Source organism: Streptomyces albospinus, assembly GCF_014648695.1.
Classification (GTDB): domain Bacteria; phylum Actinomycetota; class Actinomycetes; order Streptomycetales; family Streptomycetaceae; genus Streptomyces; species Streptomyces albospinus.
Genome location: NZ_BMRP01000056.1, coordinates 16,340 through 39,834, shown reverse-complemented (window position 1 = coordinate 39,834; position 23,495 = coordinate 16,340). Strand labels below are relative to the sequence as shown.

Genomic DNA, 23,495 nt, shown 5'->3' with positions numbered 1-23,495 from the left:
CCGCCCCTGGACACGCTCGCCAAGCCCACCATGTCCACCACCCGCAAGATCGGCATGGGCGCCCTGCGGACGTATCTGCTCATCGCGATGGTCCTCGTCGTCATCAAGATCGTCCAGGTCGCCCTCGGACAGTGAACGCCTGGCCGCCCGTGGCGAGTTGACACCACCACGGGCGGAAGCCGGCACCCCACTCGCCCCTCGATGGGAGGTCCGTTCACCATGCTCACCGCACTCGACCACGTACAGCCGGCAGCCCCGGCCGGCTCCGAGGACGTCCTGCGCACCTTCTGCATCACCGCCCTGGGGATGACCGAGATCCCCAAGCCACCGGTGCTCGCCCGCCGAGGCGGCTGCTGGTTCACCGGGGACGGCGGCCAGGTGCAGATCCATGTGGGCGTGGAGGACGGATTCCGCCCGCCCCGCAGGGCCCACCCCGCGGTGCGCGTCACCGACCTCGATGAACCGGCCGCGCGGCTGGAACAGCACGGAGCCCCCGTCGCCTGGGGCATCAGCCTCCCCGGTCACCGCCGGTTCTTCACTCAGGACCCGGTCGGCAACCGGCTGGAGTTCCTTCAACCACTGCGCTGACCAGCGCCTTGTCATGTGACGGGAGCCCACACCGACCTGCCGGCCCCCGAACGGGACGGCGCTCTCTGCACACTCCACGGGCCGCCCACCCTCGGGGACGGCAAGTCCCCATGCTCCGCACCACGTTCGCTGTCCTGCACCAGCCCTGGACGACCTGCTCCGACACGCTGACCCGGTCGACCGAGCCGGACCCCGCCGAACCCGCGACGCACGGCTGCACGGTGCGCGGCTCACGAGCCCTGCTCCGCCCGCCGTTGCGCAATATCCGGCACCACCGACCGTGCAACAAAGCCACTTTCCTCCACGGATTCCTCTCCACCCCGCCACGGAGGTGACTCCCATGTCTGCCCTCACCCACCGCCACATCCACCCCGCAGGAGACCACGTCCGGCCCGTCGGCGGCCTGCTCGCGCTCTTCACCCGCATCCTCCGGCGCTGCGCCGACAGCCCGCTCCACAGCACCGTCGTTCGCACACGCCCGCTGCGCACCCCGGCGCTGCCCCCGCGGACCGCCACCTTCGCCCCCACACAGCTACAGGCCCACTGGCACGCCGTCATCGACGACGACGGCCGCCCTCGCCTGGAGGCCCGCTGGCGGCCCCGCGTCTGAAGCCGAACTCCGGCAGATCCAAGCCGATGTGAAGGAGACCCCCATGCTCGTCACACTCGACCACGTACAGCTGACCGCCCCCGCCGGTTGCGGCCCGCTGATGCGCACCTTCTACGCCGACCTGCTCGGGATACGGGAAGTCGCCGGGCCTCCCGTTCTCGCGGTCCGCGGCGGCTGCTGGTTCACCGGTGAGGACGGTGGCGGACAGCTGCATCTGGGCATCGACACGCCTTACCACCCCGGTACCCGAGCCCATCCTGGGTTGCAGGTGTGGGACATCGACGGCCTCGCCGACCGGCTTCGATCCCACGGCGCACCCGTCGTCTGGGACGACCGGCTGCCCGGCCGGCGCCGCTTCTACAGCCTGGACCCGGTCGGCAACCGGCTGGAGTTCCTCGGTCCGGCGGACTGACCGGCGCACGTAAGGGACAGGACAGGAACGGGGTGCGGGCGTGCTCGTGGGCGTCCGCCCCCCCCGCTGACCCCTGCGGCCGGGTGGACCGGAAGGCGACGGCCGGGCTCACGTCGCGTGCTCGCCGCACAGACACGCGACGGCGGCGTCGATCCACTCCCGGCCCGCCCACTCGGGATGCCGCTCGGTCAACACCGCTCGGACCTCCTCGACGATCGTCTCCTGGCTCATCGCCGAGTCACGTCGCGTCCAGGTCTCGTCGCGCAACTCCCGCAGGTATCCGAGCACATCCTCCAGCACCTGCGTTCCACCAATGTCGCCGTGACCCGGGACCACGGTCCGCGGCCTGGCCGCCGCCAGCCGGGTCATGACCTCGATCCAGCCCAGACCGCTCGCGTCGGTGTCGTGCGGCGGGAACCACGGGAAGATCGCGAACTGTCCGGTCTCGACCAGGTCACCGGTGAACAGCACATCGGCGTCGGGCACCGTGATCACCTGGTCACCCTTGCTGTGCGCCCGGCCGACGGCCTGTAGACGCACCACCCGGCCGCCGAGGTCGAGGTCGTGGGACGCCTCGTAGACGAAGTCCGGTGTGGGCACCTGCGCGCCTTCCAAGCGCCCGGCGACGGTCGGGCTCAGACCCCGGAACATCGTGAGGTACCCGGCGCCCTTGATCGCCAGGTCCTCAGCCTGCGCCTTGTTGACCAGGAACGTCGCCTCGCCCGCGAAGACGTGCGCGCCGAAGGCGTGCTCGGGGTGGAAGTGGGTCGAAGTCAGATACAGCTTGCGCCCGTTGGCGTAGTCGCGGGCGAAGGCCAGCACGCTCTCGGCGTTCTCCGAGCCCAGGCCGGTGTCGACCACGAGCACCGCGCGCGTCCCGCCGATGACCCCGATGTTCGGGACCAGCTGCACGTTCCGGTCGGGCACGACCACCAGGTCACGCGCGAGCTCCTGCGCACCGGTGGTCCGTACCACCGGGTCGGGCAGCTGATAGTCGGCCATGACAGGCACACTCCCTGGCTCGCCGGACCGGTCGGGATTCGAGGACCGGATCCGGGTCCGATGTCGATTGCTGATTGCCCTTCCACTCCACCTCCGCGCCGACTCCGGCGTCCAATACTTGTTCAACACGCCCGATACCGTTCGGGTATCGTCACTGGCGATGGACCTTCGCCTGCTGCGCTACTTCGTGGCCGTCGTAGAGGAGCGCCACTTCGGCCGGGCCGCTGCCAGACTGCACATGACCCAGCCACCGCTGACCCGCGCCATCAAACGGTTGGAAGCGGATCTGGGGGCCACCCTGCTGCACCGCTCGCCCGCCGGCGTGACCCTGACGGCGGCCGGGACCGCCTTGTACGACGAAGCGCGCACCCTGTTGGCGCAGGCGGATCACGCCCGCGTCCGAGTCGCTGCCGCGGCCGGCGCCGCGAGCCTCACCATCGGCACCCTCGGCGACAGCGTGGAGCGCGCCGGCACCGGAACATCCCTCGCGGACGCCTTCCGCCGACGCCATCCGGGCGTCAACGCCCGTGTCATCGAGGCCGACTTCGCGGACCCGACCACGGGACTGCGCGCCGGCCTGGTCGATGTCGCCGTGACCCGGGCGCCGTTCGACGACACCGGGATCGACACCCGCGTCATCCGCTCCGAACCCGTCGGGGCGGTCCTGCGCACCGACGATCCGCTCGCCGAACACGACCTGCTACGCCTCGCCGACCTCGCCGACCGCACGTGGTTCCAGTTCCCCGACGGCACCGACCCCGTCTGGCGCGCCTACTGGCACGGCACCCAGCCCGGCGAGCCGCTGCGCGGGGGCCCTGTGGTGCGCACCGTCCACGAATGCATCCGGGCTGTGCTGTGGAACGGAACAGTCGGACTGGCGCCGCTCGGCCATATGCGCGCGCCGCTCGGCCATCAGCCTCCCGACGGCCTCACCGTCGTCCCGCTGGTCGACATGCCGCCAAGCCGACTGGTCGTCGCCTGGCGCGCCACCGACGCCAACCCCTTGATCCGTTCCTTCGTCGAGCTCGCCGCGCCCGGCAGCCGCCGTCAACGCGCGCCACGGTAACCACGGCGCGCACTACACCGCTGTCGGACGGCGCGAGCAGCACAGTGTCGCCTGCGTTCCGCACAGGAGCGCGCCGGTGAAGACGGACGAACCTGGCGGTGACGTCGTTTCAGCCGAGCTTGCCGGTCACGGTGCCGTTCGGGTCGACCACCTGGTTCACGCGGACGCCTACGGCCTTTCTGGTCCGACCGCATCGACCAGCAACTTCGCGGCCACCGCCGCTCCGTCGGTGCCGATCGTGGCGGCCACGGCCCTCGCTCGTGCGCGGGTCTCGGGCGTCAGGGCCGCCCTGAGCGCGGCGGAGAGCGACTCCGTGGTCGGAGTGGGACCGTCGGTGCCGTGCCGATGCCCAGGTCGGCCACCCGGTGGCCCAGTACGGCTGGTCCGTCGCCTGGGGTACCACGACCTGCGGCGCACCGGTCCGGGTCGCTGTCGTCGCGGTGCCTGCGCCGCCGGGGTGTACCACGGCGGTCACCCGGCCAGCAGCGCCTGCTGGTTGACCTCGCCGAGGACGAAGCAGTCGTCCCGGTCGTCGACCAGGGCCAGGCCGGCCCAGCCGCGGGCCACGACCACGCGGCGGCCCTGCGCACGGACCGTCTCGATGGCCACATGGGCGAGACCAACCATTTCCCCTTCCTCGCGAAGCGGCCCAGCGCCGTGTACGGGCGGTGCGGGCGGTACGCCGGCCCAGGAGGATCCCCCAGCGGCCTACGGGCACAGCCGCTCAGCGGGAAGTTCTTCGGTCTCGTCAGCAGGATCGGCACTTACGCCGTCGAGTGCGTCGCCATGCACATGGAGTGCGTCATCGCGCCGCACGAGAGCTGGGCGGAGTTCGCCGAACGCCTGCACGCCACCGAGCACGCCGGGGACGCCACGAAGCCCAACGGCCAATGCAATGAGCCGAGTTGTCGATGAGGGATTGGGCAGCAAACCAGTGTGAGGAATCCTTTGTGGGGGTCGGCTGGTCGATCCCGGCGGACGCGGGGGCGTCGGAAGCCGCGTCGCCAGGCGAACGTGCGCTCAACAGCCACCGACAGGTGCCCAGTTGGGTGTCCTGCGGTGTCCTGCGAGGTGGTCGGCCGGCCGGCGCAACTGCCTCACTCCTCGCCGCTCGCGCAATCTGTGGAATCGGCGGAGCGCATTGAGCGCGGGGAACCGGCGGGACGGATGTCGCTCGCGCGCCGTGGTGCCGGGTGCAGGATCAGCGGCAGGTAGACATCATCGACGATCTCCGTGATGACCTCGTCCTCGACGGGCGCGCCGAACAGCAGGAAATGGTTGCGCAACAGGTCGGTGGCGACCGTGGCCCGCCGTGAATCCAGGATCCAGGATTCGATCTCGCCGCGTTCGACGGCGCGCTCCAGGATGACGCCGAGGGTGGCCGGGCCTATGGTGTGGACCCGTTCGCGGATCAGGGTGGCGAAGTCCGGATCGCGTGTCATTTCGGTGAGCAGACCCCGCAGGATGCCGCCGAGCGGGCTGGCCATCTTTGCGGCGATCTGCCGCAGCAGGACGATGACATCCGTACGCAACGTACCGGTGTCGGGCAGGTCGATGTGGGAGACGCCCGCCAACTTGCAGGCGTCCATGACCAGTTCGGCGCGGTTGGCCCAGCGTCGGTAGAGGGCGGCCTTGCCGGTGCGGGCCCGGGTGGCCACTCGTTCCATCGTCAGCGCGGCGTAACCGGTTTCGCTGAGTTCCTCCAGTGTCGCCATGAGGATGGCGTTCTCCAGTTCCTCACCGCGGCGGCGGGGTCCTTTGCGGTGGTCAGCGGTACTGGCGCCGGCGGGTTCGGTGTTGGGTGACAGTGTGGCTCCCGAAGATGGCCTGTAGAGGTCGTTGCGTTCCCTATGGGGCCAGTCTATTCTCAAAATTAGAGAACCGTGCGTTCCTTAACGATGCAGGCGTCCAACGGGAGAGTCGACGTCGATGGGGAACGTGGAAACGAGACGGCAAGAGATCAACAGATATCGAGGGAACCGATGACGGAGACCGCCGCAACGCCACAGTCAGGGGACATCCCCGCCTTCCCGAACAACCGAAGCTGTCCCTACCAGTTACCGGACGGCTACAGCAGGCTGCGGGATGCACCCGGCCCGCTGCACCGGGTCACCCTCTACGACGGCCGCCAGGCATGGGTGGTGACCAAACACGAGACGGCACGCACGTTGCTCGCCGACCCCCGGCTCTCCTCCGACCGGGCCGACGCCGGATTCCCCGCCACGTCGCCGCGCTTCCAAGCGGTCCGGACCCGCCGCCCCGGATTCATCGCACTCGACGCGCCCGAACACGGCCCCAAGCGTCGGATGACGATCAGCGAGTTCACCGTCAGGCGGATCAAGGGCATGCGCCCCGAGATCGAGAAGATCGTGCACGGCTTCCTCGATGCGATGCTCGCCGCCGGACCGCCCGCCGACCTGGTCGGCCAATTCGCGCTGCCGGTGCCGTCCATGGTGATCTGCCGGGTGCTCGGAGTGCCTTACGCCGACCACGACTTCTTCCAGGACGCGAGCAGGCGCCTCGTGCAGGCCACGGACGCCAAAGGCGCGGTCGGCGGACGCGAAGACCTCGAACGCTACCTGGACGGCCTGATCACCACATTCCAAGCCGAGCCCGGCCCGGGGCTCGTCGGCAGCCTGGTCGCCGATCAGCTGGCCAACGGCGAGATCGACCGCGAGGAACTGATCTCCACCGCGCTGCTGTTGCTCGTCGCCGGTCACGAAACCACGGCCTCGATGACCTCGCTCAGCGTGATCACCTTGCTGGAACACCCCGACCAGTACGCCGCTCTGCGCGACGATCCCGCCCTCGTCCCCGGCGCGGTCGAGGAGTTGTTGCGTTACCTCGCCATTGCCGACATCGCGGGTGGCCGTGTGGCCAAGGCGGACATCGAGATCGACGGGCAGCTCATCCGGGCCGGCGAGGGAGTGATCGTCGTCAACTCCATTGCCAACCGCGATGGCACGGTGTTCGAGGACCCGGATATTTTCGACGTGCACCGGACGGCGCGCCATCACCTCGCCTTCGGCTTCGGCATCCACCAGTGCCTGGGCCAGAACCTCGCCCGCCTGGAGCTCGACGTCATCCTCACCGCTCTGCTCGAACGCGTTCCGACGCTCCGACTGGCCGTCCCGGTGGACCAGTTGACGCTGCGGCCGGGTACCACGATTCAGGGCGTCAACGAACTCCCCGTGACCTGGTGAGCGGTACGGAAGGCACGGTGATGCGGGTATCCGCTGACGGGATCGACTGCGTTGGCGGCGGCGTGCATGCGTGGACCGTGCCCGGGGTCTTCGAGCAGCTGCGTGACCATTCAGCGAGTACTCGGTGCGCTTTCGTGCGGCAGGAGGTCGTTCAATAAGGATCGCTGGCGCAAGAGTTGAGACATGAGGCATCTCGCTCCGTTGCTGGGGGTCTCGTTCGTTCTGTGCTCATTCCGGCAGCTTGGCCGTCGGCCCATCAGTGCGCACCCTGAGGATGTTCAGCGAGCAGTATGGGAGCGCTCCTGGAGTGCCTGGTATCGGTGCTCCTTGGGCGGGGTGCCGTAGGCGGTGCGGAAGGCACGGCTGAAGTCGGCGGCACGGGGGTAACCCCAGCGCGTTGCGCTGGAGTGGATCGGCGTGGATCGGCGTGGCGCGCAAGGTGATACTGCTCGGGGTCGGACCGGCGGATCACCTTCCGCTTCCGGTGGTACCCCAACAGGTGGTACGTCGTCGCAGGTCAGACGCGAATTGGACCGAGTTCCAGCGCGCGTTGATGCGCCCGGTAATCGGCAGTGACATCACTTGTGAGATCCACAGGCGCGTGAGTCCGTCCAATGAGGTCACGCCAGATTTCGAACCGATCCCCAGCAGGGTGGCCCTGGTCCTCACTTCGAAAGACGCTTTCCCGCACCATGCACCAACACCCCGTCCCCTTCGGTGTTTCCCGCTTGCCTGTCGTCGGTCCCCGCGTCGGCGCATCCGCGCCCTGCGCCGAACTCGGGTGATTCGGCCCGGACTGCGGCGTCACGGGTCCGAACTCCGTCGGTTCGTTTTGTCCCGGCCCGTCCGGCGAAGGGGGTGGGGGAGGCCCAAGTGGGGGGTTCCTGAGGGTGGTTGGGCGCCGTCATGCCGCAGAACACCCCGCACCCGCCAGGCCGACCTACGTCATACCCTCCGCGGTACGCACTCTTCGTCGCTCAGGTGAGCCACTCCCTTGAGTTGCAGGGTCCAGGGTTATCTGCCACATGTATTATGTCGAGTGTATGAGTTGGGGACCACGGAGAAGTCGACGATGCCGAAGCAGGTAGACCACCATCAGCGCCGCGAAGAGATCGCCCGAGCGCTGTGGCAGGTGGTGGAGCAGCGCGGCGTCTCGCATCTGTCCTTGCGCGAGGTCGCGAAGGAGGCGGGCATCTCCCACGGGGCGCTACAGCACTACTTCACCTCGCGGGAGGCGATGCTCTCCTTCGCCATGGACCTCGCTTACGAGCAGAAATCGCTGCGCATCAGCCGTGGCCTCCAGGAACTCGGCGACCTGCCACACCCCCGCGACGTACTGCGGCTGATGCTCGTCGAGATGCTCCCTTTGCACGCCGACGCCCGCGCGGCCAGCCGGATGAGCGCCGCCTACGTCCTGGAGGCGCTGCACAACGAGAAGATCCACGCGCAGGCGCGCGACGGTATCGCCCAAGGGCGTCTCGTCGTCGAGCAGTTGGTGCGCCAGGCGATCGCTGACGGGTACATCAGCCCTGACCGCGACCCGGTGGCCGAGACCAATCTGCTCCTCGCCCTCACCGGTTTCACCACGCTCATTGAACTGGACGTGGTCGGGCCACAGGACGCGCTCACCGCTGTCGACCAGTACCTGGACAGGCTGTTCGCCGGAAACGATCACGGGACGGGAAGTGAGGGGGGCCGCAGCCGATGACGAGCGTTCGCAACCGTCGTGCGGCATGAGTACCGTGTGCTGGGCAAACGCTGGTTCGGCCGGCACGCGCGTCCCTGTTGACGGTGCCGGGTGCTTGCCCCGGTGCGCAGACATGACGCTCCGGGCAGTCCCGCCCATGTCGAGGCAGCGGCGCGGCGGGCTGGGCACGGCACTGTGCTGGATGCATGGGGCGAGGGGGCCAGGATTCTCTGATCGGGCAGCGGTCGCAGCGTAGACGCCGTGGTGGCGCCCACGAGGGTGCGGCACTGCGTCTGGGCAGGACGGACGGTGTAGGCCCCGAGGTCCCGGCGGACGCAACCAACCCGCCCGTACACGATCAACCCGCCCGTACACGATCAACCCGTTGGTGTCGGAAGGGGCTTGGAAGGGCACGTCATGTCGTGCGCCGGGATCCTCCCCTTGAGCAGATAGGCGTCGACGACCGAGTCCACGCACGCGTTGCTGTTCTGGTACTGGCCGTGGTCGCCGCCGCCGGTGACGGTGACCAGCCGCGAGCCGTTCAGCGCCTTGTGCGCCTCCAGCGCGCCCTCGTAGTACGTGGCCGGGTCGTGCACGGAGTTGAGCATGAGGGTGGGCGGCAGCCCCTTGCCGGTGACCTTGACGTGCGGCGCGTCCGACTTCGGCCAGGACGCGCACGTCGCCGCGTACGCGAGTTCCCGAGCCCCGACCAGCGGGTACTTCTTGGTGTCCGTGGCGCTCTGCCGCAGCCAGTAGTTGAGGTCGTGGTTCCACGGGGTGTCGTTGCAGGTGACCGGGAAGAAGTCGGCGGCGAAACCGGGAGAAAGGTAGTTCGTGAAGGTCTTCTCGACCAACTGTCGCTCGGCCGGTGTCGCCGTGCCCCAGTGCTCCAGAGCGGCCAGTACGGACGCCAGAGAGCGCCACCCAAGGTCGGCGTTGTACATGCCCTGGAGCGTGGCGTTGTCGAGCTGGTTGGGGCCGATCGTCAGCGAGCCGATGGTGATGGGGTGGTCGTGCAGCGCGGTGCGGCGTGCCTCCCACGCGGCTTTCGCCTCGGCCGCCGTGCCCCCGTAGTGGTAGACGGAGTCGTACTTCGCAATCCATGGCAGGAAGTCCTGCTCGAAGCGGCGCTGGAAGCTCATCGGCTGCCCGAGCTCGGCCTGTTGCCAGGTCGCGTCGAACGGCTCGTTGCCCTCCATAGGGCCGGAAGCCGACACCCGGACAGCACCGGTCGGAGAAAGAGTTGCGGCGTATGCCAGAGGCCCGGACTGCTCAGTCCGGGCCTTCGCACCGATCAGAGACGGCTAGAGGAGGTTGAGCCAGATTGTGGTAGCTGCCCAAGCCGCTCGGATACGGACTTCGCTCCATGCCCCGAATCCCGGCATACCCATGCCGAACAGCGGGCCCGTACCGCGATCAGTACCAGGAACGAGCGCTCACGAACTGAGAGGGAAAGGATGTAACGCCCTCTGAGTTCTGACCGTGTCGAACCCGCTGGTACTTGCTGTCGCTGCCGCATTCCGGGCTGCGGGGGTGCGGTGCGGGAGGGGGAGCCAATGGAGTCCGTGGTGGTGATCCGGGGTGCGAGCGACAGCAGCGCGGTCGCTCCGTCGTGAAGTAAGTCACCAAATGCATGAGAACCGGACTTTTTGCCCTCGCGTCTCTCCACTCGACATCGGCTGCCCGACCCGCTGGATTCGGAATCGAAGGAGAGCGACTGTGTCTTTTCCCATCGCCCTGAGCATCGGCTTCTTCGGCTGTGCTGCTATCGCGGCGGTGACGTTCCTGACGGGTCGTCCCCGGCGGAGGTCCCATCGCGTGTCCGTCGCCTTGGGATGGTTGTGGGCGGCCGGGGTTGTGGGCCTGACGTTCGGTACGCGCTCCGGTGGTGGACAGGCGATGAACCTCAAGCTGCTCGACGGCTCGAACCCCGCCGACACCTGGGACTTCTTCCTCAATGTGCTCATGTTCGTCCCCGGCGGCCTGCTCCTGGCGAGCGCAGGCGTGCGCCTCTTGACCGCGGCGGCCTCCGGGTTCCTTGGCTCCCTCGCCATCGAGACAACGCAATACCTCACCGCCTCGGGGCGGACGGCCGACATCAACGACCTGCTGGCCAATACCCTCGGCTGCGTCGCCGGATACGTCACCGCCGCGGCGGTCCGAGGTGTGTGCCGCAGGGTCGAGGCGGTCACACCGCGCCGCGGGACGGGACGGGGCCGCGGACGTGGCACACCGCCAGGACACCGAATGTGATGCCGTGTGCGACGAGTGGACCGGGCGCGGCCTGCCCGGCATCCAGGCATCTGTGGACCGCAGACGCCCACCCCTCACCCGCTTACCTCGGCGGTACAGGCATCGGCTCCTGGCGCCGATCGGCGCAGCCGGTGGTGTCGGCCCAACCCGGGAAATATGCGTCGATCATGGCGGAGGTCACTTTCGGCTGCTCGATCTGGGGCAGGTGGCCGGCTTCGGGGATGACCTCCAGGTGGGCGTTGCCGAAGGCGTTGGCGTAGGCCGCACCGTAGGCCGGCGTGACGATGCGGTCGCTCTCTCCCCAGAGCAGGAGGGTTGGGATCTTCACGCGCCCCAGGCGGTGCAGCAGCTTGGGGTCGTGCATGTAGGGGTCGCCTGCGAGGGCGCGCAGGGTGGTCATGTCGGCCTGCCGGGCGGCGAGTTGCTCGGCGGGGGTGTTCGCGGGGTCGACGTAGTAGCGGTCGGCGTGGTGCCAGGCGTGGTCGGCGAGGCTCCGGGCGTCCAGAGCGAAGATGTCGCGGATCGGTTGGTTCTCGATGTGCACGCCCATGGCGTCGATCAGGACGAGTCCGGTGATGAGGTGGGCGGTGTCGCGGACGGCCATTTCGGCGGCGGTCCAGCCGCCGAGCGACGAACCGATGACGAGAACGTCGCGCAGTCGGCGGTCGTGAAGGTGATGGAGGTAGGTGAGGGCGAGGTCGTCGACGCCGGTGAGCCATATGGGGCGGTGGGTACCGTCCCAGCCGGGGTGTGTCGGTGTGATGGTGAGCGCGGAGTGGGAATGGTGCTCCGCGAGCCCGGCAACCGTGGCCGGGCCTCCGCCGCCGTGAAGGAGGAGGACGGGTCTGCCGGTGCCGGCCTCGGACAGGGTGAGGGGCAGGTCTGGATACGGGTGCACGGTGACCGTGCGGTGAGAAGACACGCCCTTCACGGTAACTAAACTTGTTGATATAAGCTAGCTTAGTTGTGGTCTTAGGCTGGAGCCATGTACGGCGAACTCCAAACCCTCGGCAGAGCGGTCAAGCAGGTCCAGTACCGGCAGCATCGAGCCCTGGAACGGCACCTCGCGGCCGTCGGCACGACCCTGGCCCAGTGGGACGCGCTGCGCGCCATCAGTAACGCGCGTGGGGCGTCGGCCCGCGAGCTGGCCGCCACGACGTTCCAGAGCGAGCAGGCATTCGGCACGCTCGCCAACCGCCTCGTCGCCCAGGGGCTGGTCGAGCGCCGGCAGGGGCACGGCAGGCGGATCGAGCACCACCTGACCCCCACCGGTGAACGGGTCCTGAAGGAGGGGCACCGGGTGGCCGACGAGGTGCTGGCCTCGTGTTTCGCCGCCCTGTCCGCAGCCGACCGCGCCGCCTTGCTCGACCTGCTCCGGCGCGTCCTCGCCGACGAGGGCGCGTAGCCCCGGTAACCGGCCATTGTTCACCGGCTGTTTCGACGCCTTGGCACCTCGATGTCGATGCCGACCGGGGGGCGTCCCGCTGCGGCCTTGCGGCCTTGCAGTGCTCGTACACGCGGAGCTGCTGCGGCAGCAGCCCGCCCTGGCAGGCAGCGGCTCCGCGTGAGCAGGGCCGCTGCGCCGCGACCTGGACAACACCTCCGTACCGGCAGGTGGGTTCAGCGGCTCGTGGGTCGGCAGCTGGACGTCGATCCCAGGTTGCCGATGCGGTAGCCGTCGGGACCGTAGCGGCAGCTATCTGATCAACTGGTGGATTCCGGCGGCGGTCATCACGGCCTGCGCACGGAAGGCCGCGTCCTGAAGCCGCCCGCGCCCGCGATCGCGGTGAGGCCCCTGCCAGCCGCAGGAGCCGACAGTCAGCAATATCAACTCGTAGCAGTCTGCGTATAGTTGACCACTGTGTGGCGCGACCGGCGCTGTCGCTCGACGATCATTCCCTCCTTCCCGGCCCGTCACCGACACCCTGTGAAATTTCATAGGCCGGCTCGCTGTCCGGCGAACCGGCGGCCGGCTGCCGCTCCATTCCAGCTCTGTGTTTTCACACCCGGCCCGCGGATTCACTTCTCGTGGTCCTTGGCGGCAACCACGTCGAGGGGCGAGACGTTCCATGCGATCGTTTCCCGACGTCCCGACGTCCCGACGTCCCGACGTCCCGGTTCGCCGGGGACTGCGCGTCGCCTATGCGGCAGCTCAGACACCGCCGCCTGACGTCTGGTCAATATCGTTCAATTTCCTTTCTATCGGGAGGACTTCGTGCACAGAACCTTCCGCCGATTCCGGCGGATATCAGCCTCCGTGGGGGCATGCGCTCTCGTCTTCGCTGGCTTTGTCGTGGGTCCGGCCGCGGCCGTCGCCCCCAACCCCCACGTCCGCGTGGAAGTCCCCGGCCCCGCAGGCGGCACGGCGGGAGCCGGCTACCGAGACGTCCCGCGCAGCTTCCCCCACACATCAGGACCTGCCCTGACGGGACCCGCCCGCGCGGCCGACGGTCAGGTCACCAAGGTGATCGACAACGGCGACACCAAGGACCGACTCGACGTCGTCGTCATCGGCGACGGATACACCGCCGACCAGCTGGACCAGTTCCACACCGACCTCAAGGAGAAGTGGAACGAATTCCTCAATGTCGAGCCGTACGGCACCTACCAGAAGCTCTTCAATGTCTGGGCCGTCGACGCCGTCTCCGCGGAAAGCGGGGTGAGCGGTGATCCAGGCAAGGACGTCTCCCGCAACACCGCCCTCGGCGCGCATTTCTGGTGCGACGGCGTTGAGCGGCTGCTCTGCATCGACCAGCAGAAGGTCGATGCCTACGTCGCCAAGGCTCCGGCAGCCGACCTGGTGCTCGTGCTTGCCAACAGCACCAAGTACGGCGGCGCCGGCTACAACGAGGCCAGTCCGACCCTGGGCTACGAGGGCATCTCCACTGCCTCTGCGCACGGCAAGAACGCAGACCAGGTCGCCATCCATGAGACCGGCCACTCCCTCGGCAAGCTCGCCGACGAATACTCCTACCCCGGTGTACCGGAATACGAGCAGTACACCGGGCCCGAAACCCCGCAGGCCAACTCGTCCATCCTGAACGCTGATGCCATGGCCGCCGGCCGCACCAAGTGGTTCCGATGGCTGGGTGCGGCCTCACCGGACGGCGGGGCGGTCGGGACCTACGAGGGCGGCAACTACTACGTCAAAGGGTTGTACCGTCCCACCGAGGACTCCCTCATGCGCAGCCTCGGCAAGCCCTTCAACCTGCCTGGCCGCGAGGCCATGATCGCCGGGTTCTACCGGCACGCTTCGCCCGCCGCCCCGGCTGACCGTACCCAGGCATGGAGCACCACTGCCCGCCTCTCCCTGCCCCGGGCGAATGACGTGGCCCACGGGAAGGTCGCTGTGCGCTGGTATCTCGACGGGCGCGAGCTGCGCCGCTACCGTGACCGTGACCGCGTGGCGGTGCGCGAGCTCGGGTTCGGCCGCGGCAGCCACCGGCTGACGGCCACGGTGACGGATGCCACCTCAGCGGTGCGTGACCCCGCGATCCGCGCCTTGTTGACCGGCTCGACCAGCTGGACCGTGCGACGTGGCAGTGGCGCCGCCGCCACCTCAGATCTCACAGCCCGGGCGGTAGCGAAGCCGGATGCCGCACCGTCCTCTGGCACAGGCGGCGTGGCTCCCCGGGTCGGCAAGGGGTCCAGCAGGGACTCTCGTTGACGACGCGTGAGGAGCCTCTTGACATCCGAGGGGGTGGGTGGCCGAAGCCCGAGCAGATAGGCTTGGGCCGCGGCCTGGGGGTTCAACTCGCCTGAATCTGCCCGCGATTCGGGCCATGACCTGGTCGGCCATCGCCCGCCGGCGGGCAGGGGCTACGCTACGGCCTGCGGCCACCGCACGATCTTCAGGAGTCCACGCAACCCCCGATGATCACGCGGTGGCCGTACCCGTTCACAACCGGGCCACTGGTTACTTGTACTCCTGCGTCGATTCGGGCACGGGACGACGGATCTGCCGTGTTCTACGGGGTGCCGTGGCCGTCGAGAAAGCGAAGCAGCACAGCGGCCTCCGCGCGGAGCCGCGCGACTCGGTCAGCGTGGGCGGGTGCAGTCAACTGCGCTGCGACTTCCAGCCGTTCGGTGGCTTCTGATCGCACGATGTCCGCCACACTGCACTCGCTCAGCTCACGCCGCGCCGCCTCGGTGGCACCGGCACCGACCGGTGACTGTTCGAGGGCCAAGCCGCGCAATGCGACTTCGTTTACGGGCACCGCCTCCGCGTTGTCCAGCGCGGCGAGCGTTGCGCGCAGGGCGCTCACCGCCGCCTTGTCACGGGAGCGCATCGCTTCCGGGAGGGCTTGACGCATACGAACACGTAGGGACATGCCAGGACCTTATGGCCCTGCCGCTGCCCCCACAACGGGATATCGTCCGCGTCATCCGCGTCATCGGTGCCATCACGATGCGGTTCGGAAAGGTCAACCCGTTCAGCGCGACCGGCCGGGACAGGATCTCGGTTGTGCGGGATGCGGAGGACGTAGTGGTCCTTGCGTGGGAAACAGGGATGCTCCTTGTTGGTATCAGTAGGTGTGTGATCCGGACAGCGCCGCGGGGTGCGCCAGCTCCATGTCGAAGCCGTCCGCACCGCGGGCGCCATGAGCGGCTCGGCTTCCCCAGCCCCTTCAAGTTCGCGCAGAAGCCCTACGCCGAGCAGGCGAAGGCCGAACAAGCGAATCCCAAGCCCCGCCACACCACGCTGACCTGCTGATCAGCACCGGTCGTGCAACAGCGACCGCACTCCGTGTACGACGTCGCGATCCGGTTGAGCGCACCAGGAGCCCTCGGCTCATAGGCTCCGTGCATGGGTAACTGGTCTGTCGAGCAGCACGGCGGGGTCGCGAAGCTGACGTTCACCCGCCCGCCCCGCAACTTCCTCGACTTCGCCTCGATGGCCGAACTGGGTGACCGTCTCGAAAAGCTCGCCGAGCAGTCCGCCCAGGCCAAGGTCGTCATGCTGACCGGTGGTGTGGATGGCTGCTTCGTCGCCGGAGGTGATCTGGCCGACCTTCAGCGCGCCGGCCGGGGTGAGGCGCCGGAGGGTATTCCGTCGTGGCTGCGTCTGACCGGCCTGTTGCGCGACATGCCGCAACCCACCGTCGCCGCCGTCGACGGGCGGGCTTTCGGCGGGGGCAACGAGCTCGCACTGGCCTGTCAGTTGCGGATCGGTTCCGAAAGGGCACGACTCGGCCTTCCCGAGGTCACGGTCGGCATCATTCCCGGCGGTGGCGGCTCGCAGCGGCTGCCGCGCCTGATCGGCCCAGGCGTCGCGGCCGAAGCCGTACTGCGGGGCAGGATCTTCTCCGCAGCCGAAGCGCAACGTCTCGGCTGGCTCAATGCCGTCCTGCCTGCGGACGGGTTCGTCGACGCGGCAGTCGCCTGGTGCCAGGAGATGGCGGACCTGCCGTCGGCCGCACTGTTCGCGGCCAAGAAGGTCCTCGTGCAAGGGCTGGAACTCCCGCTGGAGCAAGGAATCAAGCTGGAGACAGCAGAATTTCTCAACATCGTGGGAACGAGTCCCGAGCTCGACGAGGCGATCCGCCGGCTCTCGCAGTAACGGAAGGCCGACGGCCGTCCTCGGGCTCGTCGAGGACGCCGCCGCCTCACTCACCACTGACCCCGAAGGTCGGGGACAGGTCCCATCCATTCCCTTCCGGCAATACGGCAAGCGTTCAACACGTCCATGAATTGCCCGCGTTGAGTGGATGGCCCGTCTTGCCGTGTGGCTGATGCCATGATGGGCGTGGCGAGCTCAGGCGCGGCGCACCGTCGGCGGGCGGCGCACTCGGGAGGAGTGCACACCCCGGTCCGCGAGGGTTGAGTGCCGCCCGCGCCGAGAGCGCGCGTCCGCCGCCGGGCAGGGCGGCATCCGGCACGTCGTCCTCCGTCGCGAGCTCGCCGGACTGGAGCCCGGCCGGGCCGAAGGCGATGGCCAGCTGCCGGCCGGAGCCCGCCAGGACCTGCCCCAACACCTCGATCGCGCGACGGTCCGCGTCCATCGTGGCCGCGAAGTCGCCGGAGAACGCCTCCTCGTGCTGGAAAGCGAGGTGGATCATGCCGTCGGACGCGGCGGCGCGTTGCCCAGGGCGTCGAGGTCGTCGCGTGAGGCGCGGTGGACCTCGGCGCCGGGGAGACTCTCTGCCGTCGATGGTGCGTCGATGTCCTTCATCGACGTTCGGGTCACCAAGGCACTTCCCCTGCGTCGTCGAAGAAGCCGCCGGTCGGGCCGTCGTCGGGCAGGGTCGCGAGTCGGATCGCGATCGCCGCGCCCTGCTGCGGGGTGCGGACGCCGCGGAAACCGTTGAGGTCGGTCGCGCAGTAGCCGGGGCAGGCGGCGTTGATCAGGATGTTCGTATCGCGCAGTTCCTTGGCGTACTGGATCGTGACGGCGTTGAGGAACGTCTTCGACGGCGCGTAGGCGACGGCGATCGGGCCTGTTTCGGCGCCGGGCGTGGTCTGCCGGGTGAGCGAGCCCACGCCGCTGGAGATGTTCACGATCCGCGGCGACGTCGAGCGGCGCAGCAACGGCAGCATCGCGTTGGTGACGCGGATGACGCCGATCACGTTGGTCTCCACCGCCGTCCGCACCGTCGCGACGTCGACCGTGGTGGGCATCTGTGGCGCGCTGCCGGTTATGCCGGCGTTGTTGACCAGCACGTCGAGGCGGCCCGCGCGGTCCTCGATCAGCTCGGCGGCGGCGGTCACGCTCGCGTGGTCGGTCACGTCGAGCGGTACGCCGAACGCGCCGACGCCGGCCGCCCGCAGCTTCGCCACGGCGGCCTCGCGACGCTCGTCGTTCCGGGCGCCGACGCCGACGCTCCACCCCAGGGCGCCCAGAGCCGCCGCGATCTCGTACCCGATGCCCTTGTTCGCGCCGGTCACCAGCGCAATCGTCTGTTCAGTCATACGACTGATCCTGTCCGGGGCCGGCGCGAGTTGGCCAACACCGATGGGGTGGGCAGCGATACCGCACGGGTATCGATCCCGGTGGGGGCGGGTAGCATTGCGCCGTGGAGACACGGGAGTTGCGGTATTTCGTCGCCGTCGCCGAGGAGCTGCACTTCGGGAGGGCCGCGCAGCGGCTCGGGATCGCGCAGCCCCCGCTGTCGCGGGCGATCCGCCAGCTTGAGCGGCGCCTGGGGGCGGGGCTGCTGGAACGCACCAGCCGCGCGGTCACCCTGACCGAGGCCGGGGCGGTGCTCCTGCGGGAAGCCCGGGCGGCGCTGGATGCGGTCGAGGCCGCCGAGCGTCGCACCCGTCGCGCTGCCCTCGTGGCGACCGGCCGTGCCGGCGTGGTCCTGGCCACGAAGGCCGGCGCGTCCAGCGAACTGCTGGCCAAACTGCTCGACGCCTATGCCGCCGAACCCGATGCGGTCACCGTGGACCTGCTCCTGTGCGGAATCGGCGAGCAGGAACGAATGCTGCGCGACGGCCGGGCCGACGTGGCTCTGCTGCACCTGCCGTTCGACACCACGGCCGGGTTCGACATCGAGGAACTCTGCACGGAGAGGCAGGTCGTGGTTCTGCCGGCCGGGCATCCCCTCACCGGCCGAACTCATGTGCAGATGGCCGACGTCACCGAGCTGCCCGGCCTGCCGATGCCGCGCTGGCCCGGCCGAGACGGTACGTACCCGGACGGCCCCGGTCCGCAGGCTCGCGACCATGTGCAGTTGTTCCAGCTGATCGCTCTCGGCCGCGCTTGCTGGATCGCGCCGGAGTCATGCCGAGCCCAACTACGCGACGATCTCGCCACCGTGCCGGTTCTGGACGCACCGACAGTCACGACGGTCATCGCATGGCCACCGCACAGCCGGTCCCGAGCCGTCGCCGGCCTCGTCCGGACCGCGGCACGTCTCTGAAAGCTCGCAAAACGATCACGGTGGGAATTCTTGAGGCGTATCCGGTAGTTGAGGTTGCAGGCAGGGGAGACGAGGGCGTCGTGCAGGTCGAGGCGTCTTTCCCGGCGGACGGCCAGGCGTGTGCAGTGGTGCAGCAGTGAGAAGGGCTGCTCGGCGACGTAGCGGAGCTTGCCCAGGCCCTTGATGTCCGGTCGCCCTTGCGGGAGTTCACCGGCAGGATGCGGCGCTGGAGCAGTTCACGGCGATGGGGGTTGCTGCCGCATCGCTTGTCGCCGAGCAGGGCGTCGGGGCGTCTGCGCGGCCGTCCGGGTTTGCCGACGGTGGGGGATGCCCTCGATTTCGGCGGATTGCTCCGCAGAGGAGTGGCGGCGTTGCTACCCCCGCAGGACCAGGAGTTCGGTGTTGCGGTCCGCCGCCGTACCCGCCATCTCCTCATGGACGCCGCTGCCCATCTTGGCGGCGAGTCCGGGCGTGTTGTAGGCCAGCTCACGGTAGAGGGAGGCGAGGCCGACCGCGGAGAGGTCGTCGAAATCCGCCCGGTGCGGGGCGGCGGACTCCACCAGCGTGGTGAACAGCGACAGCGTGCCGTCCTGGTTGTCGACGAGTTCGAGGAGCCGTGCGTGCTGGGGGTAGTCCACGTGGGAGGCGGTGTTGACCTCCCAGAAGGAGCGGGCCGGTGTCGGGTGGGCGTGCGGTGTGATGCGGTTGACGTGGCTGTGTCCGTTGATCCACGCGACCACGTTCGGGAACCGGCTCAGCAGGGCGATCACCTCCGCACCGTCGTGCCGGATTTCGTCGGCGCGGGCCGCGTCGCGGCGCCGGGTCATGCTCGGGCTGTGGTGGTGACTGAAGACGAGGATGTGGGCGTCGTCGGCGGTGGTGTTGCGCACCAGGCGCCCGTCGGCGTCGTAGTGGTGCGCGCTGTGGGCGGTCAGGGTGCTTTCCAGCCAGCGCAGTTGCTCGGTCCCGAGTGACCCCTCGTAGTGGCCGCTGCGGTAGGTGGTGTCGATGCTGATGCCGAGGACGCCGTCCGCGATGCGGAAGATGTAGTACATCCGCTCACCGTCCAGGTGATTCTCGGTGTACCCGTGCCCGACCGGGCCCGCTCCCGCATGGGCCGGGTCGAGGTGTGCACTGACGTAGTCGTGCGGGGTGACCAGGCGCCGACGCGGGTCGGCGGTGACGGTCCGGGCCCGGCGGGCGTTGTGGTGCAGGATCTCCTTCAGGACGGTGCTCTTGGGGTCGTCGCCGGATTCCAGCACCTTGGCGAAGGCGGCCACGTCGGTATCCGGTACGGAGAAGAGCTTGCGCGCCCCGGTGATGTAGTCGCTCAGGTAGGGGTCCTGCGGGGCCAGGCATCCGCCCGGCAGGTCGTCGTGGTTGCCGGGCGTCGAGTACCAGGGGATGTGCAGGCCCGGGCTGGTGACGGGGCGTATCGCGGCCTCCAGGAATCCGGGGATCCGCGGCATTCCGCGCAGTTTGTCCTGGTCGCGCAGGTCGGAGTCGGGGTGCCAGTACAGCGGGAGGCCGCAGTTCTGCACTCCCTCGTACGCGGCCGGGTCGCCGGTGTTGGGGGTGATCCGGCCGCCGCTCATCAGCGTCAGGAACCACTCCAGCTCCACCATCGAATGGTTGTCGATGTTGTCGCCGGTGGACATCACAAAGGCCGGGGGCAGACTGGTGTGGGGTCCGCCACCGATCGTATTGACCTGCTCGACCAGCGAGACCGCGCCCGCGACCGACAGCGCCTCCTGGTCCCGCCACGACCCGGGCGATCCGGCGCGCAGGAACTCGGTCCGCAACGGGCTCTGGACGTCGGCCACATGCAGGTCGGTGAACTGCACGAAGCACGCCAGCGCGGCCCGCCGGTCCTCCCGCCCGCTCCGGGCGGCGGCGAGTTCGCCCCGCACGACAAGGGGCCATCCAGGTCCGGAGCTGATGTGCCGGTAGCCTCCGCTGCCGGTCAGCCGTGCGGTGGTCTCGAGCGTGGTGGCGCCGTACGGTGCGGCCCGCTTCACGGCGGGGCGGGCGGGTGCCGCGCCGGTGCCGGCCGGTGCCGGGCCGGCGACCGGTTGCGTACTGCTGCTGCGCCGGCCCGGGAGGGCGTAGGAGACGCCGGCCGCTGCGACGGCGGCACCTGAGCTGAGGAGGAATCGACGGCGGTCGGTGGTGGTTGCAATTCCGGCCATGGGGCCCTCCCGTACAGTGGCGGGCGCGCCCGGCCACAGCGGTGTCACCAATCGGAATCTCTCATTCCCAAGGGTGCGCGGTGCGCCTGGCCGGGAGTTGAACGCGCCCGGAACGCGGAACGCCCATCCGCCGTCGGATCGGCCTGGTGCCCGACAAATGCCCCGAGGGTGTCGGGCGTCCAGCTGAGCGGGGTGAGTGCGGCGAGGACGGCCTGAGTCATGGCGGTCTTCAAGGACGTGGGCGACGAACGGGGGACGGTTCGTGCGCGTTCATGTACGTCTGTGGCACGGGTGCCTGTACGCCTGTGGCACGGGTGCGGCGAGGGAACCTGCGCGGGATGGCTTGGTGGCGCCCGGTCGCCAGGGCTCGCCGGTCGACCTGGTCTGCGCGTACGTGCTCCGGTGCCGTCCACCGTCATCTGCCGTTTGCTCGGCGGGCCCTGTACCGACCACGACTCTTCCGGGAGCGGACACAGTGGCTGATGCACGGGGCAACGGCCCGGCAGGCTCGAATGGGGTTCGTCGAACTCTGCGCCTGTTTGGGGGAGTTGGTGAACCGGATGGAGTCACGAAAGACGCCCGGGAGGGAGGTGGGGCATGACGATGACGGGTTGCTGGGTACACCGCCTCGGCGATCCGGCGCCGCCACTCCTCGTGGTCCACCTGCCCGGGCATGGGGTCGCCTCGCCGTTCGCGTAGTAATGCACTTGCATCGCTTCCCGGTATAGGATGTGATGCAAGCGCATCGAAACGAACGGACAGCCAATGCCATGGCGTGACATGGCACGTCATGGCGCGGCGAGGGAAAGGGGGCAGGGGCGCACGCTCACCACAAGGCGGAGCGAGCGGCCCGGCGACGCGATGGACACTGAACTGTGGAAGCTGAACGCGATCGAGCTGGGCGCGGCCGTCGCCCGCGGCGAGGTCTCGGCGGCCGAGGTGGTGGAGAGCCATCTGGAGCGCATCGCGGCAGTGAACCCGGCCGTGAACGCCGTCACCCAACTCATGGCGGACAGCGCCCGCGAAGCCGCGGGCGCAACCGACCGGCGCCGCGCGGCGGGGGAGCAGCTCGGCCCGCTGGCCGGAGTGCCCTTCACCGTCAAGGAGAACATCCACGTGGCGGGCTGGGCGACCACGCACGGCGTGCGGAAGTTCCGCGATCACGTGGCCGAGGCCGACTCCCCGCCGGTGCGCCGGCTCCGTGACGCGGGGGCGATCCCGATCGGCCACGCCAACATGCCCGATCTGGCGATCTCCTCGGACCCCGCCAGCCAGCTGTACGGCAGGACGTACAACCCCTGGGACCGGTCGAAGACCCCGGGCGCGAGCAGCAGCGGCGACGGGGTGGCGGTGGCCGTCGGCATGGCGGCGCTCGGCCTCGGCAACGACTCGGGTGGCTCGGTGCGCATGCCCGCGGCCTTCAACGGAGTGGCGGCACTGAAACCGAGCTACGGCCGCTTCGCCGCCGACCACCGCGTCATGGGCCAGGAGCCGATGCTGGCCTCCCAGCTCATCCCCGTCGACGGCCCGATCGCCCGCTCGGTCGCCGACCTGCGCGCGGCCTACGAGGCGCTGGCGGGCGCGGACCCGGAGGACCCGCGGGCGGTCCCGGTACCCGCATACGGGCCCCGCCCCACCGGCGCTCTCAAAGTGGGCGTCGTGGCCGACCCGGCCGGAGCCGGTGTCCACCCCCGGATCCGTGCCGCCATCCACGAGGCAGCCACCGCACTGGAGCAGGCGGGTTACGCCGTGGAGGAGGTGAAGATCCCCCAGGTCGCCGAGACATTGGAGTGTTACGGCAAGCTCATCATGACCGAGTTCGCCGTGAAGTGGCCCCGCATCCGGCAATTGCTCAGCGAGAAGGGCGCCCAACACATCGACCTGTTCATGGAACGCACCCCGCACACCGAACTCGCCGAGTTCCTCCGGCAGACCGGCATCCGGCTCGGCATCCAACGAGACTGGGCCACATTCCTGGACACCCACCCGCTGCTCCTCGGAGCCACCTGTCCACAGCCCGTCCCCGGGTTCGACATGCTCCCCGACGACACCGACGCCGAGAGCCACGCCCAGATGATGCTGGCGGGAGCCCTGTGCACCGTGACCTCCCTGGTCGGCGTGCCTGCGGTGAGCGTGCCCACCGGGTTCGCGGACGGCATGCCACAGGGAGTCCAGCTCATCGGTCAGATGTACCGCGAGGACCGGTGCCTGGAGGCTGCCGAGGTGATCGAGCGTCAATTCGGCGTGCTCGCACCCATCGACCCGCGCCGGTAACCCGAGCGCGCACCGGTGTCCGCCCTGGCGACGGGGCAGGGCGGACACTGCAAGCCGACCCAGGTACGATCCCGCGGTACCGCGCCACCCCGCTCGTCGACCTCGAACCGCGCCCGGCGAAGGGCGCCTGCCACCGCGGTCGCCGCTGTGGCCATCGGTCGAGAAACGCCCCTGGGCATTGCACCTCCGGACGCGGAAGGCAGCAGCCGCCCGGGCAGGGTTCGTGACACGCCGTGGCATGCGCTGCGTTCTGTGAGGGCGAGGTCTACCGCTGCCCGAGGTCGGACGCCTCGACGAGGGGCGCTCCGGTGCGGGGGCGCACGCATGGTCTGCGCGGTCCCGAGAAGCC

22 protein-coding genes and 3 pseudogenes are annotated in these 23,495 nt (G+C 69.2%); 13 read left to right on the top strand and 12 right to left on the bottom strand.

Annotated features, from left to right (window positions below; genetic code table 11):
* Nucleotides 1-219: 219 nt before the first annotated feature.
* The 3 genes from IEZ17_RS36925 to IEZ17_RS36915 all read left to right on the top strand — a co-directional run bounded on the left by IEZ17_RS36925 (nt 220) and on the right by IEZ17_RS36915 (nt 1,610).
* On the top strand, nt 220-588 hold the full coding sequence (locus IEZ17_RS36925) for a VOC family protein (RefSeq protein ID WP_189307998.1): 369 nt from the start codon (nt 220-222) through the stop codon (nt 586-588).
* Between the two features lie 340 nt (nt 589-928).
* Nucleotides 929-1,198 (top strand): hypothetical protein, encoded by a 270-nt coding sequence (locus IEZ17_RS36920; RefSeq protein ID WP_189307997.1) that lies wholly within the window; start codon nt 929-931, stop codon nt 1,196-1,198.
* 43 nt (nt 1,199-1,241) lie between these two features.
* Nucleotides 1,242-1,610, top strand: a complete 369-nt coding sequence (locus IEZ17_RS36915; protein ID WP_189307996.1) for a VOC family protein — start codon at nt 1,242-1,244, stop codon at nt 1,608-1,610.
* Between the two features lie 108 nt (nt 1,611-1,718).
* On the opposite strand, the gene IEZ17_RS36910 is transcribed toward IEZ17_RS36915, so the two are convergent.
* Complete coding sequence (locus tag IEZ17_RS36910; RefSeq protein WP_189307995.1) at nt 1,719-2,612, bottom strand: MBL fold metallo-hydrolase; 894 nt, start codon at nt 2,610-2,612, stop codon at nt 1,719-1,721.
* 160 nt (nt 2,613-2,772) lie between these two features.
* Between IEZ17_RS36910 and IEZ17_RS36905 the strand changes: the two genes are divergently transcribed.
* Entirely contained in the window at nt 2,773-3,678 is a 906-nt protein-coding gene (locus tag IEZ17_RS36905; RefSeq protein WP_189307994.1) for a LysR family transcriptional regulator, read from the top strand.
* Nucleotides 3,679-3,846: 168 nt separating this feature from the next.
* Here the strand turns inward: IEZ17_RS36905 and IEZ17_RS36900 are convergent.
* Nucleotides 3,847-4,365 (bottom strand): annotated as a pseudogene (locus IEZ17_RS36900) (glycosyltransferase); the annotation flags it as partial.
* On the opposite strand from IEZ17_RS36900, the gene IEZ17_RS36895 reads away from it, so the two are divergent.
* Nucleotides 4,288-4,593, top strand: a complete 306-nt coding sequence (locus tag IEZ17_RS36895; RefSeq protein WP_189307993.1) for a hypothetical protein — start codon at nt 4,288-4,290, stop codon at nt 4,591-4,593. The pseudogene IEZ17_RS36900 and the gene IEZ17_RS36895 overlap by 78 nt on opposite strands.
* A 182-nt stretch (nt 4,594-4,775) precedes the next feature.
* Here the strand turns inward: IEZ17_RS36895 and IEZ17_RS36890 are convergent, their stop codons facing one another.
* On the bottom strand, nt 4,776-5,393 hold the full coding sequence (locus tag IEZ17_RS36890; RefSeq protein WP_189307992.1) for a TetR/AcrR family transcriptional regulator: 618 nt from the start codon (nt 5,391-5,393) through the stop codon (nt 4,776-4,778).
* A gap of 267 nt (nt 5,394-5,660) precedes the next feature.
* On the opposite strand from IEZ17_RS36890, the gene IEZ17_RS36885 reads away from it, so the two are divergent.
* Nucleotides 5,661-6,881, top strand: a complete 1,221-nt coding sequence (locus tag IEZ17_RS36885; RefSeq protein WP_189307991.1) for a cytochrome P450 — start codon at nt 5,661-5,663, stop codon at nt 6,879-6,881.
* Between the two features lie 278 nt (nt 6,882-7,159).
* On the opposite strand, the pseudogene IEZ17_RS45610 reads toward IEZ17_RS36885, so the two are convergent.
* Nucleotides 7,160-7,306, bottom strand: a pseudogene (locus tag IEZ17_RS45610) (AraC family transcriptional regulator); the annotation flags it as partial.
* Between the two features lie 647 nt (nt 7,307-7,953).
* Here IEZ17_RS45610 and IEZ17_RS36880 point away from each other — a divergent pair.
* A complete protein-coding gene (locus IEZ17_RS36880) occupies nt 7,954-8,589 on the top strand; it encodes a TetR/AcrR family transcriptional regulator (RefSeq protein ID WP_189307990.1) in 636 nt (211 codons plus the stop codon).
* Nucleotides 8,590-8,945: 356 nt separating this feature from the next.
* Here IEZ17_RS36880 and IEZ17_RS36875 read toward each other — a convergent pair whose 3' ends face one another.
* Nucleotides 8,946-9,767: an alpha/beta hydrolase gene (locus tag IEZ17_RS36875; protein WP_189307989.1), complete on the bottom strand. Its 822-nt coding sequence runs from the start codon at nt 9,765-9,767 to the stop codon at nt 8,946-8,948.
* A 700-nt stretch (nt 9,768-10,467) separates the two neighbouring features.
* Between IEZ17_RS36875 and IEZ17_RS36870 the strand changes: the two genes are divergently transcribed.
* On the top strand, nt 10,468-10,821 hold the full coding sequence (locus tag IEZ17_RS36870; RefSeq protein WP_229853000.1) for a VanZ family protein: 354 nt from the start codon (nt 10,468-10,470) through the stop codon (nt 10,819-10,821).
* Between the two features lie 82 nt (nt 10,822-10,903).
* Here the strand turns inward: IEZ17_RS36870 and IEZ17_RS36865 are convergent, their stop codons facing one another.
* The gene (locus IEZ17_RS36865) at nt 10,904-11,743 is read right to left on the bottom strand and encodes an alpha/beta fold hydrolase (protein ID WP_229852999.1); all 840 of its coding nucleotides are present in this window, start codon (nt 11,741-11,743) and stop codon (nt 10,904-10,906) included.
* 63 nt (nt 11,744-11,806) lie between these two features.
* On the opposite strand from IEZ17_RS36865, the gene IEZ17_RS36860 reads away from it, so the two are divergent.
* Both IEZ17_RS36860 and IEZ17_RS36855 read left to right on the top strand, forming a co-directional pair.
* Nucleotides 11,807-12,226 carry a MarR family winged helix-turn-helix transcriptional regulator gene (locus IEZ17_RS36860; protein WP_189307987.1) on the top strand — a complete coding sequence of 140 codons (420 nt, stop codon included), beginning with the start codon at nt 11,807-11,809 and terminating at the stop codon, nt 12,224-12,226.
* 888 nt (nt 12,227-13,114) lie between these two features.
* Complete coding sequence (locus IEZ17_RS36855) at nt 13,115-14,488, top strand: M64 family metallopeptidase (protein ID WP_229852998.1); 1,374 nt, start codon at nt 13,115-13,117, stop codon at nt 14,486-14,488.
* Between the two features lie 301 nt (nt 14,489-14,789).
* Here IEZ17_RS36855 and IEZ17_RS36850 read toward each other — a convergent pair whose 3' ends face one another.
* A complete protein-coding gene (locus tag IEZ17_RS36850) occupies nt 14,790-15,110 on the bottom strand; it encodes a GatB/YqeY domain-containing protein (RefSeq protein WP_189308002.1) in 321 nt (106 codons plus the stop codon).
* Nucleotides 15,111-15,150: 40 nt separating this feature from the next.
* Nucleotides 15,151-15,333 (bottom strand): annotated as a pseudogene (locus IEZ17_RS45080) (hypothetical protein); the annotation flags it as partial.
* A gap of 295 nt (nt 15,334-15,628) precedes the next feature.
* Between IEZ17_RS45080 and IEZ17_RS36840 the strand changes: the two are divergent.
* Nucleotides 15,629-16,381 (top strand): enoyl-CoA hydratase/isomerase family protein, encoded by a 753-nt coding sequence (locus IEZ17_RS36840; protein ID WP_189307985.1) that lies wholly within the window; start codon nt 15,629-15,631, stop codon nt 16,379-16,381.
* Nucleotides 16,382-16,496: 115 nt separating this feature from the next.
* Here the strand turns inward: IEZ17_RS36840 and IEZ17_RS36835 are convergent, their stop codons facing one another.
* The 3 genes from IEZ17_RS36835 to IEZ17_RS36830 are packed head-to-tail and all read right to left on the bottom strand — an operon-like array spanning nt 16,497 to nt 17,730.
* On the bottom strand, nt 16,497-16,880 hold the full coding sequence (locus tag IEZ17_RS36835) for a Rossmann-fold NAD(P)-binding domain-containing protein (RefSeq protein ID WP_189307984.1): 384 nt from the start codon (nt 16,878-16,880) through the stop codon (nt 16,497-16,499).
* On the bottom strand, nt 16,877-17,008 hold the full coding sequence (locus tag IEZ17_RS44025) for a hypothetical protein (RefSeq protein WP_268249886.1): 132 nt from the start codon (nt 17,006-17,008) through the stop codon (nt 16,877-16,879). The genes IEZ17_RS36835 and IEZ17_RS44025 overlap by 4 nt, the downstream gene beginning before the upstream one ends.
* Nucleotides 17,005-17,730 (bottom strand): SDR family oxidoreductase, encoded by a 726-nt coding sequence (locus IEZ17_RS36830; protein ID WP_189307983.1) that lies wholly within the window; start codon nt 17,728-17,730, stop codon nt 17,005-17,007. Before IEZ17_RS36830 ends, IEZ17_RS44025 begins: the two co-directional genes overlap by 4 nt.
* A gap of 104 nt (nt 17,731-17,834) precedes the next feature.
* Here IEZ17_RS36830 and IEZ17_RS36825 point away from each other — a divergent pair, with 104 nt between their 5' ends.
* Complete coding sequence (locus IEZ17_RS36825) at nt 17,835-18,683, top strand: LysR family transcriptional regulator (RefSeq protein WP_189307982.1); 849 nt, start codon at nt 17,835-17,837, stop codon at nt 18,681-18,683.
* Nucleotides 18,684-19,057: 374 nt separating this feature from the next.
* Here IEZ17_RS36825 and IEZ17_RS36820 read toward each other — a convergent pair whose 3' ends face one another.
* Nucleotides 19,058-20,872, bottom strand: coding sequence for a TIGR03767 family metallophosphoesterase (locus tag IEZ17_RS36820; protein WP_189307981.1), 1,815 nt, complete (start codon nt 20,870-20,872; stop codon nt 19,058-19,060).
* Nucleotides 20,873-21,733: 861 nt separating this feature from the next.
* On the opposite strand from IEZ17_RS36820, the gene IEZ17_RS36815 reads away from it, so the two are divergent.
* The gene (locus tag IEZ17_RS36815; protein WP_189307980.1) at nt 21,734-23,146 is read left to right on the top strand and encodes an amidase; all 1,413 of its coding nucleotides are present in this window, start codon (nt 21,734-21,736) and stop codon (nt 23,144-23,146) included.
* Nucleotides 23,147-23,495 lie beyond the last annotated feature (349 nt).

What these genes read in the sequence shown, in the direction of transcription:
- IEZ17_RS36875 (WP_189307989.1), bottom strand. Translation starts at nt 9,767, where the DNA reads ATGGAGGGCAACGAGCCGTTCGACGCGACCTGGCAACAGGCCGAGCTC.
- IEZ17_RS36835 (WP_189307984.1), bottom strand. Translation starts at nt 16,880, where the DNA reads ATGATCCACCTCGCTTTCCAGCACGAGGAGGCGTTCTCCGGCGACTTC.
- IEZ17_RS36885 (WP_189307991.1), top strand. Translation starts at nt 5,661, where the DNA reads ATGACGGAGACCGCCGCAACGCCACAGTCAGGGGACATCCCCGCCTTC.
- IEZ17_RS36920 (WP_189307997.1), top strand. Translation starts at nt 929, where the DNA reads ATGTCTGCCCTCACCCACCGCCACATCCACCCCGCAGGAGACCACGTC.
- IEZ17_RS36870 (WP_229853000.1), top strand. Translation starts at nt 10,468, where the DNA reads ATGAACCTCAAGCTGCTCGACGGCTCGAACCCCGCCGACACCTGGGAC.
- IEZ17_RS36905 (WP_189307994.1), top strand. Translation starts at nt 2,773, where the DNA reads ATGGACCTTCGCCTGCTGCGCTACTTCGTGGCCGTCGTAGAGGAGCGC.
- IEZ17_RS36820 (WP_189307981.1), bottom strand. Translation starts at nt 20,872, where the DNA reads ATGGCCGGAATTGCAACCACCACCGACCGCCGTCGATTCCTCCTCAGC.
- IEZ17_RS36915 (WP_189307996.1), top strand. Translation starts at nt 1,242, where the DNA reads ATGCTCGTCACACTCGACCACGTACAGCTGACCGCCCCCGCCGGTTGC.
- IEZ17_RS36895 (WP_189307993.1), top strand. Translation starts at nt 4,288, where the DNA reads ATGGGCGAGACCAACCATTTCCCCTTCCTCGCGAAGCGGCCCAGCGCC.
- IEZ17_RS36830 (WP_189307983.1), bottom strand. Translation starts at nt 17,730, where the DNA reads ATGACTGAACAGACGATTGCGCTGGTGACCGGCGCGAACAAGGGCATC.
- IEZ17_RS36815 (WP_189307980.1), top strand. Translation starts at nt 21,734, where the DNA reads ATGGACACTGAACTGTGGAAGCTGAACGCGATCGAGCTGGGCGCGGCC.
- IEZ17_RS36840 (WP_189307985.1), top strand. Translation starts at nt 15,629, where the DNA reads ATGGGTAACTGGTCTGTCGAGCAGCACGGCGGGGTCGCGAAGCTGACG.
- IEZ17_RS36910 (WP_189307995.1), bottom strand. Translation starts at nt 2,612, where the DNA reads ATGGCCGACTATCAGCTGCCCGACCCGGTGGTACGGACCACCGGTGCG.
- IEZ17_RS36925 (WP_189307998.1), top strand. Translation starts at nt 220, where the DNA reads ATGCTCACCGCACTCGACCACGTACAGCCGGCAGCCCCGGCCGGCTCC.
- IEZ17_RS36850 (WP_189308002.1), bottom strand. Translation starts at nt 15,110, where the DNA reads ATGCGCTCCCGTGACAAGGCGGCGGTGAGCGCCCTGCGCGCAACGCTC.
- IEZ17_RS36880 (WP_189307990.1), top strand. Translation starts at nt 7,954, where the DNA reads ATGCCGAAGCAGGTAGACCACCATCAGCGCCGCGAAGAGATCGCCCGA.
- IEZ17_RS36860 (WP_189307987.1), top strand. Translation starts at nt 11,807, where the DNA reads ATGTACGGCGAACTCCAAACCCTCGGCAGAGCGGTCAAGCAGGTCCAG.
- IEZ17_RS36890 (WP_189307992.1), bottom strand. Translation starts at nt 5,393, where the DNA reads ATGGCGACACTGGAGGAACTCAGCGAAACCGGTTACGCCGCGCTGACG.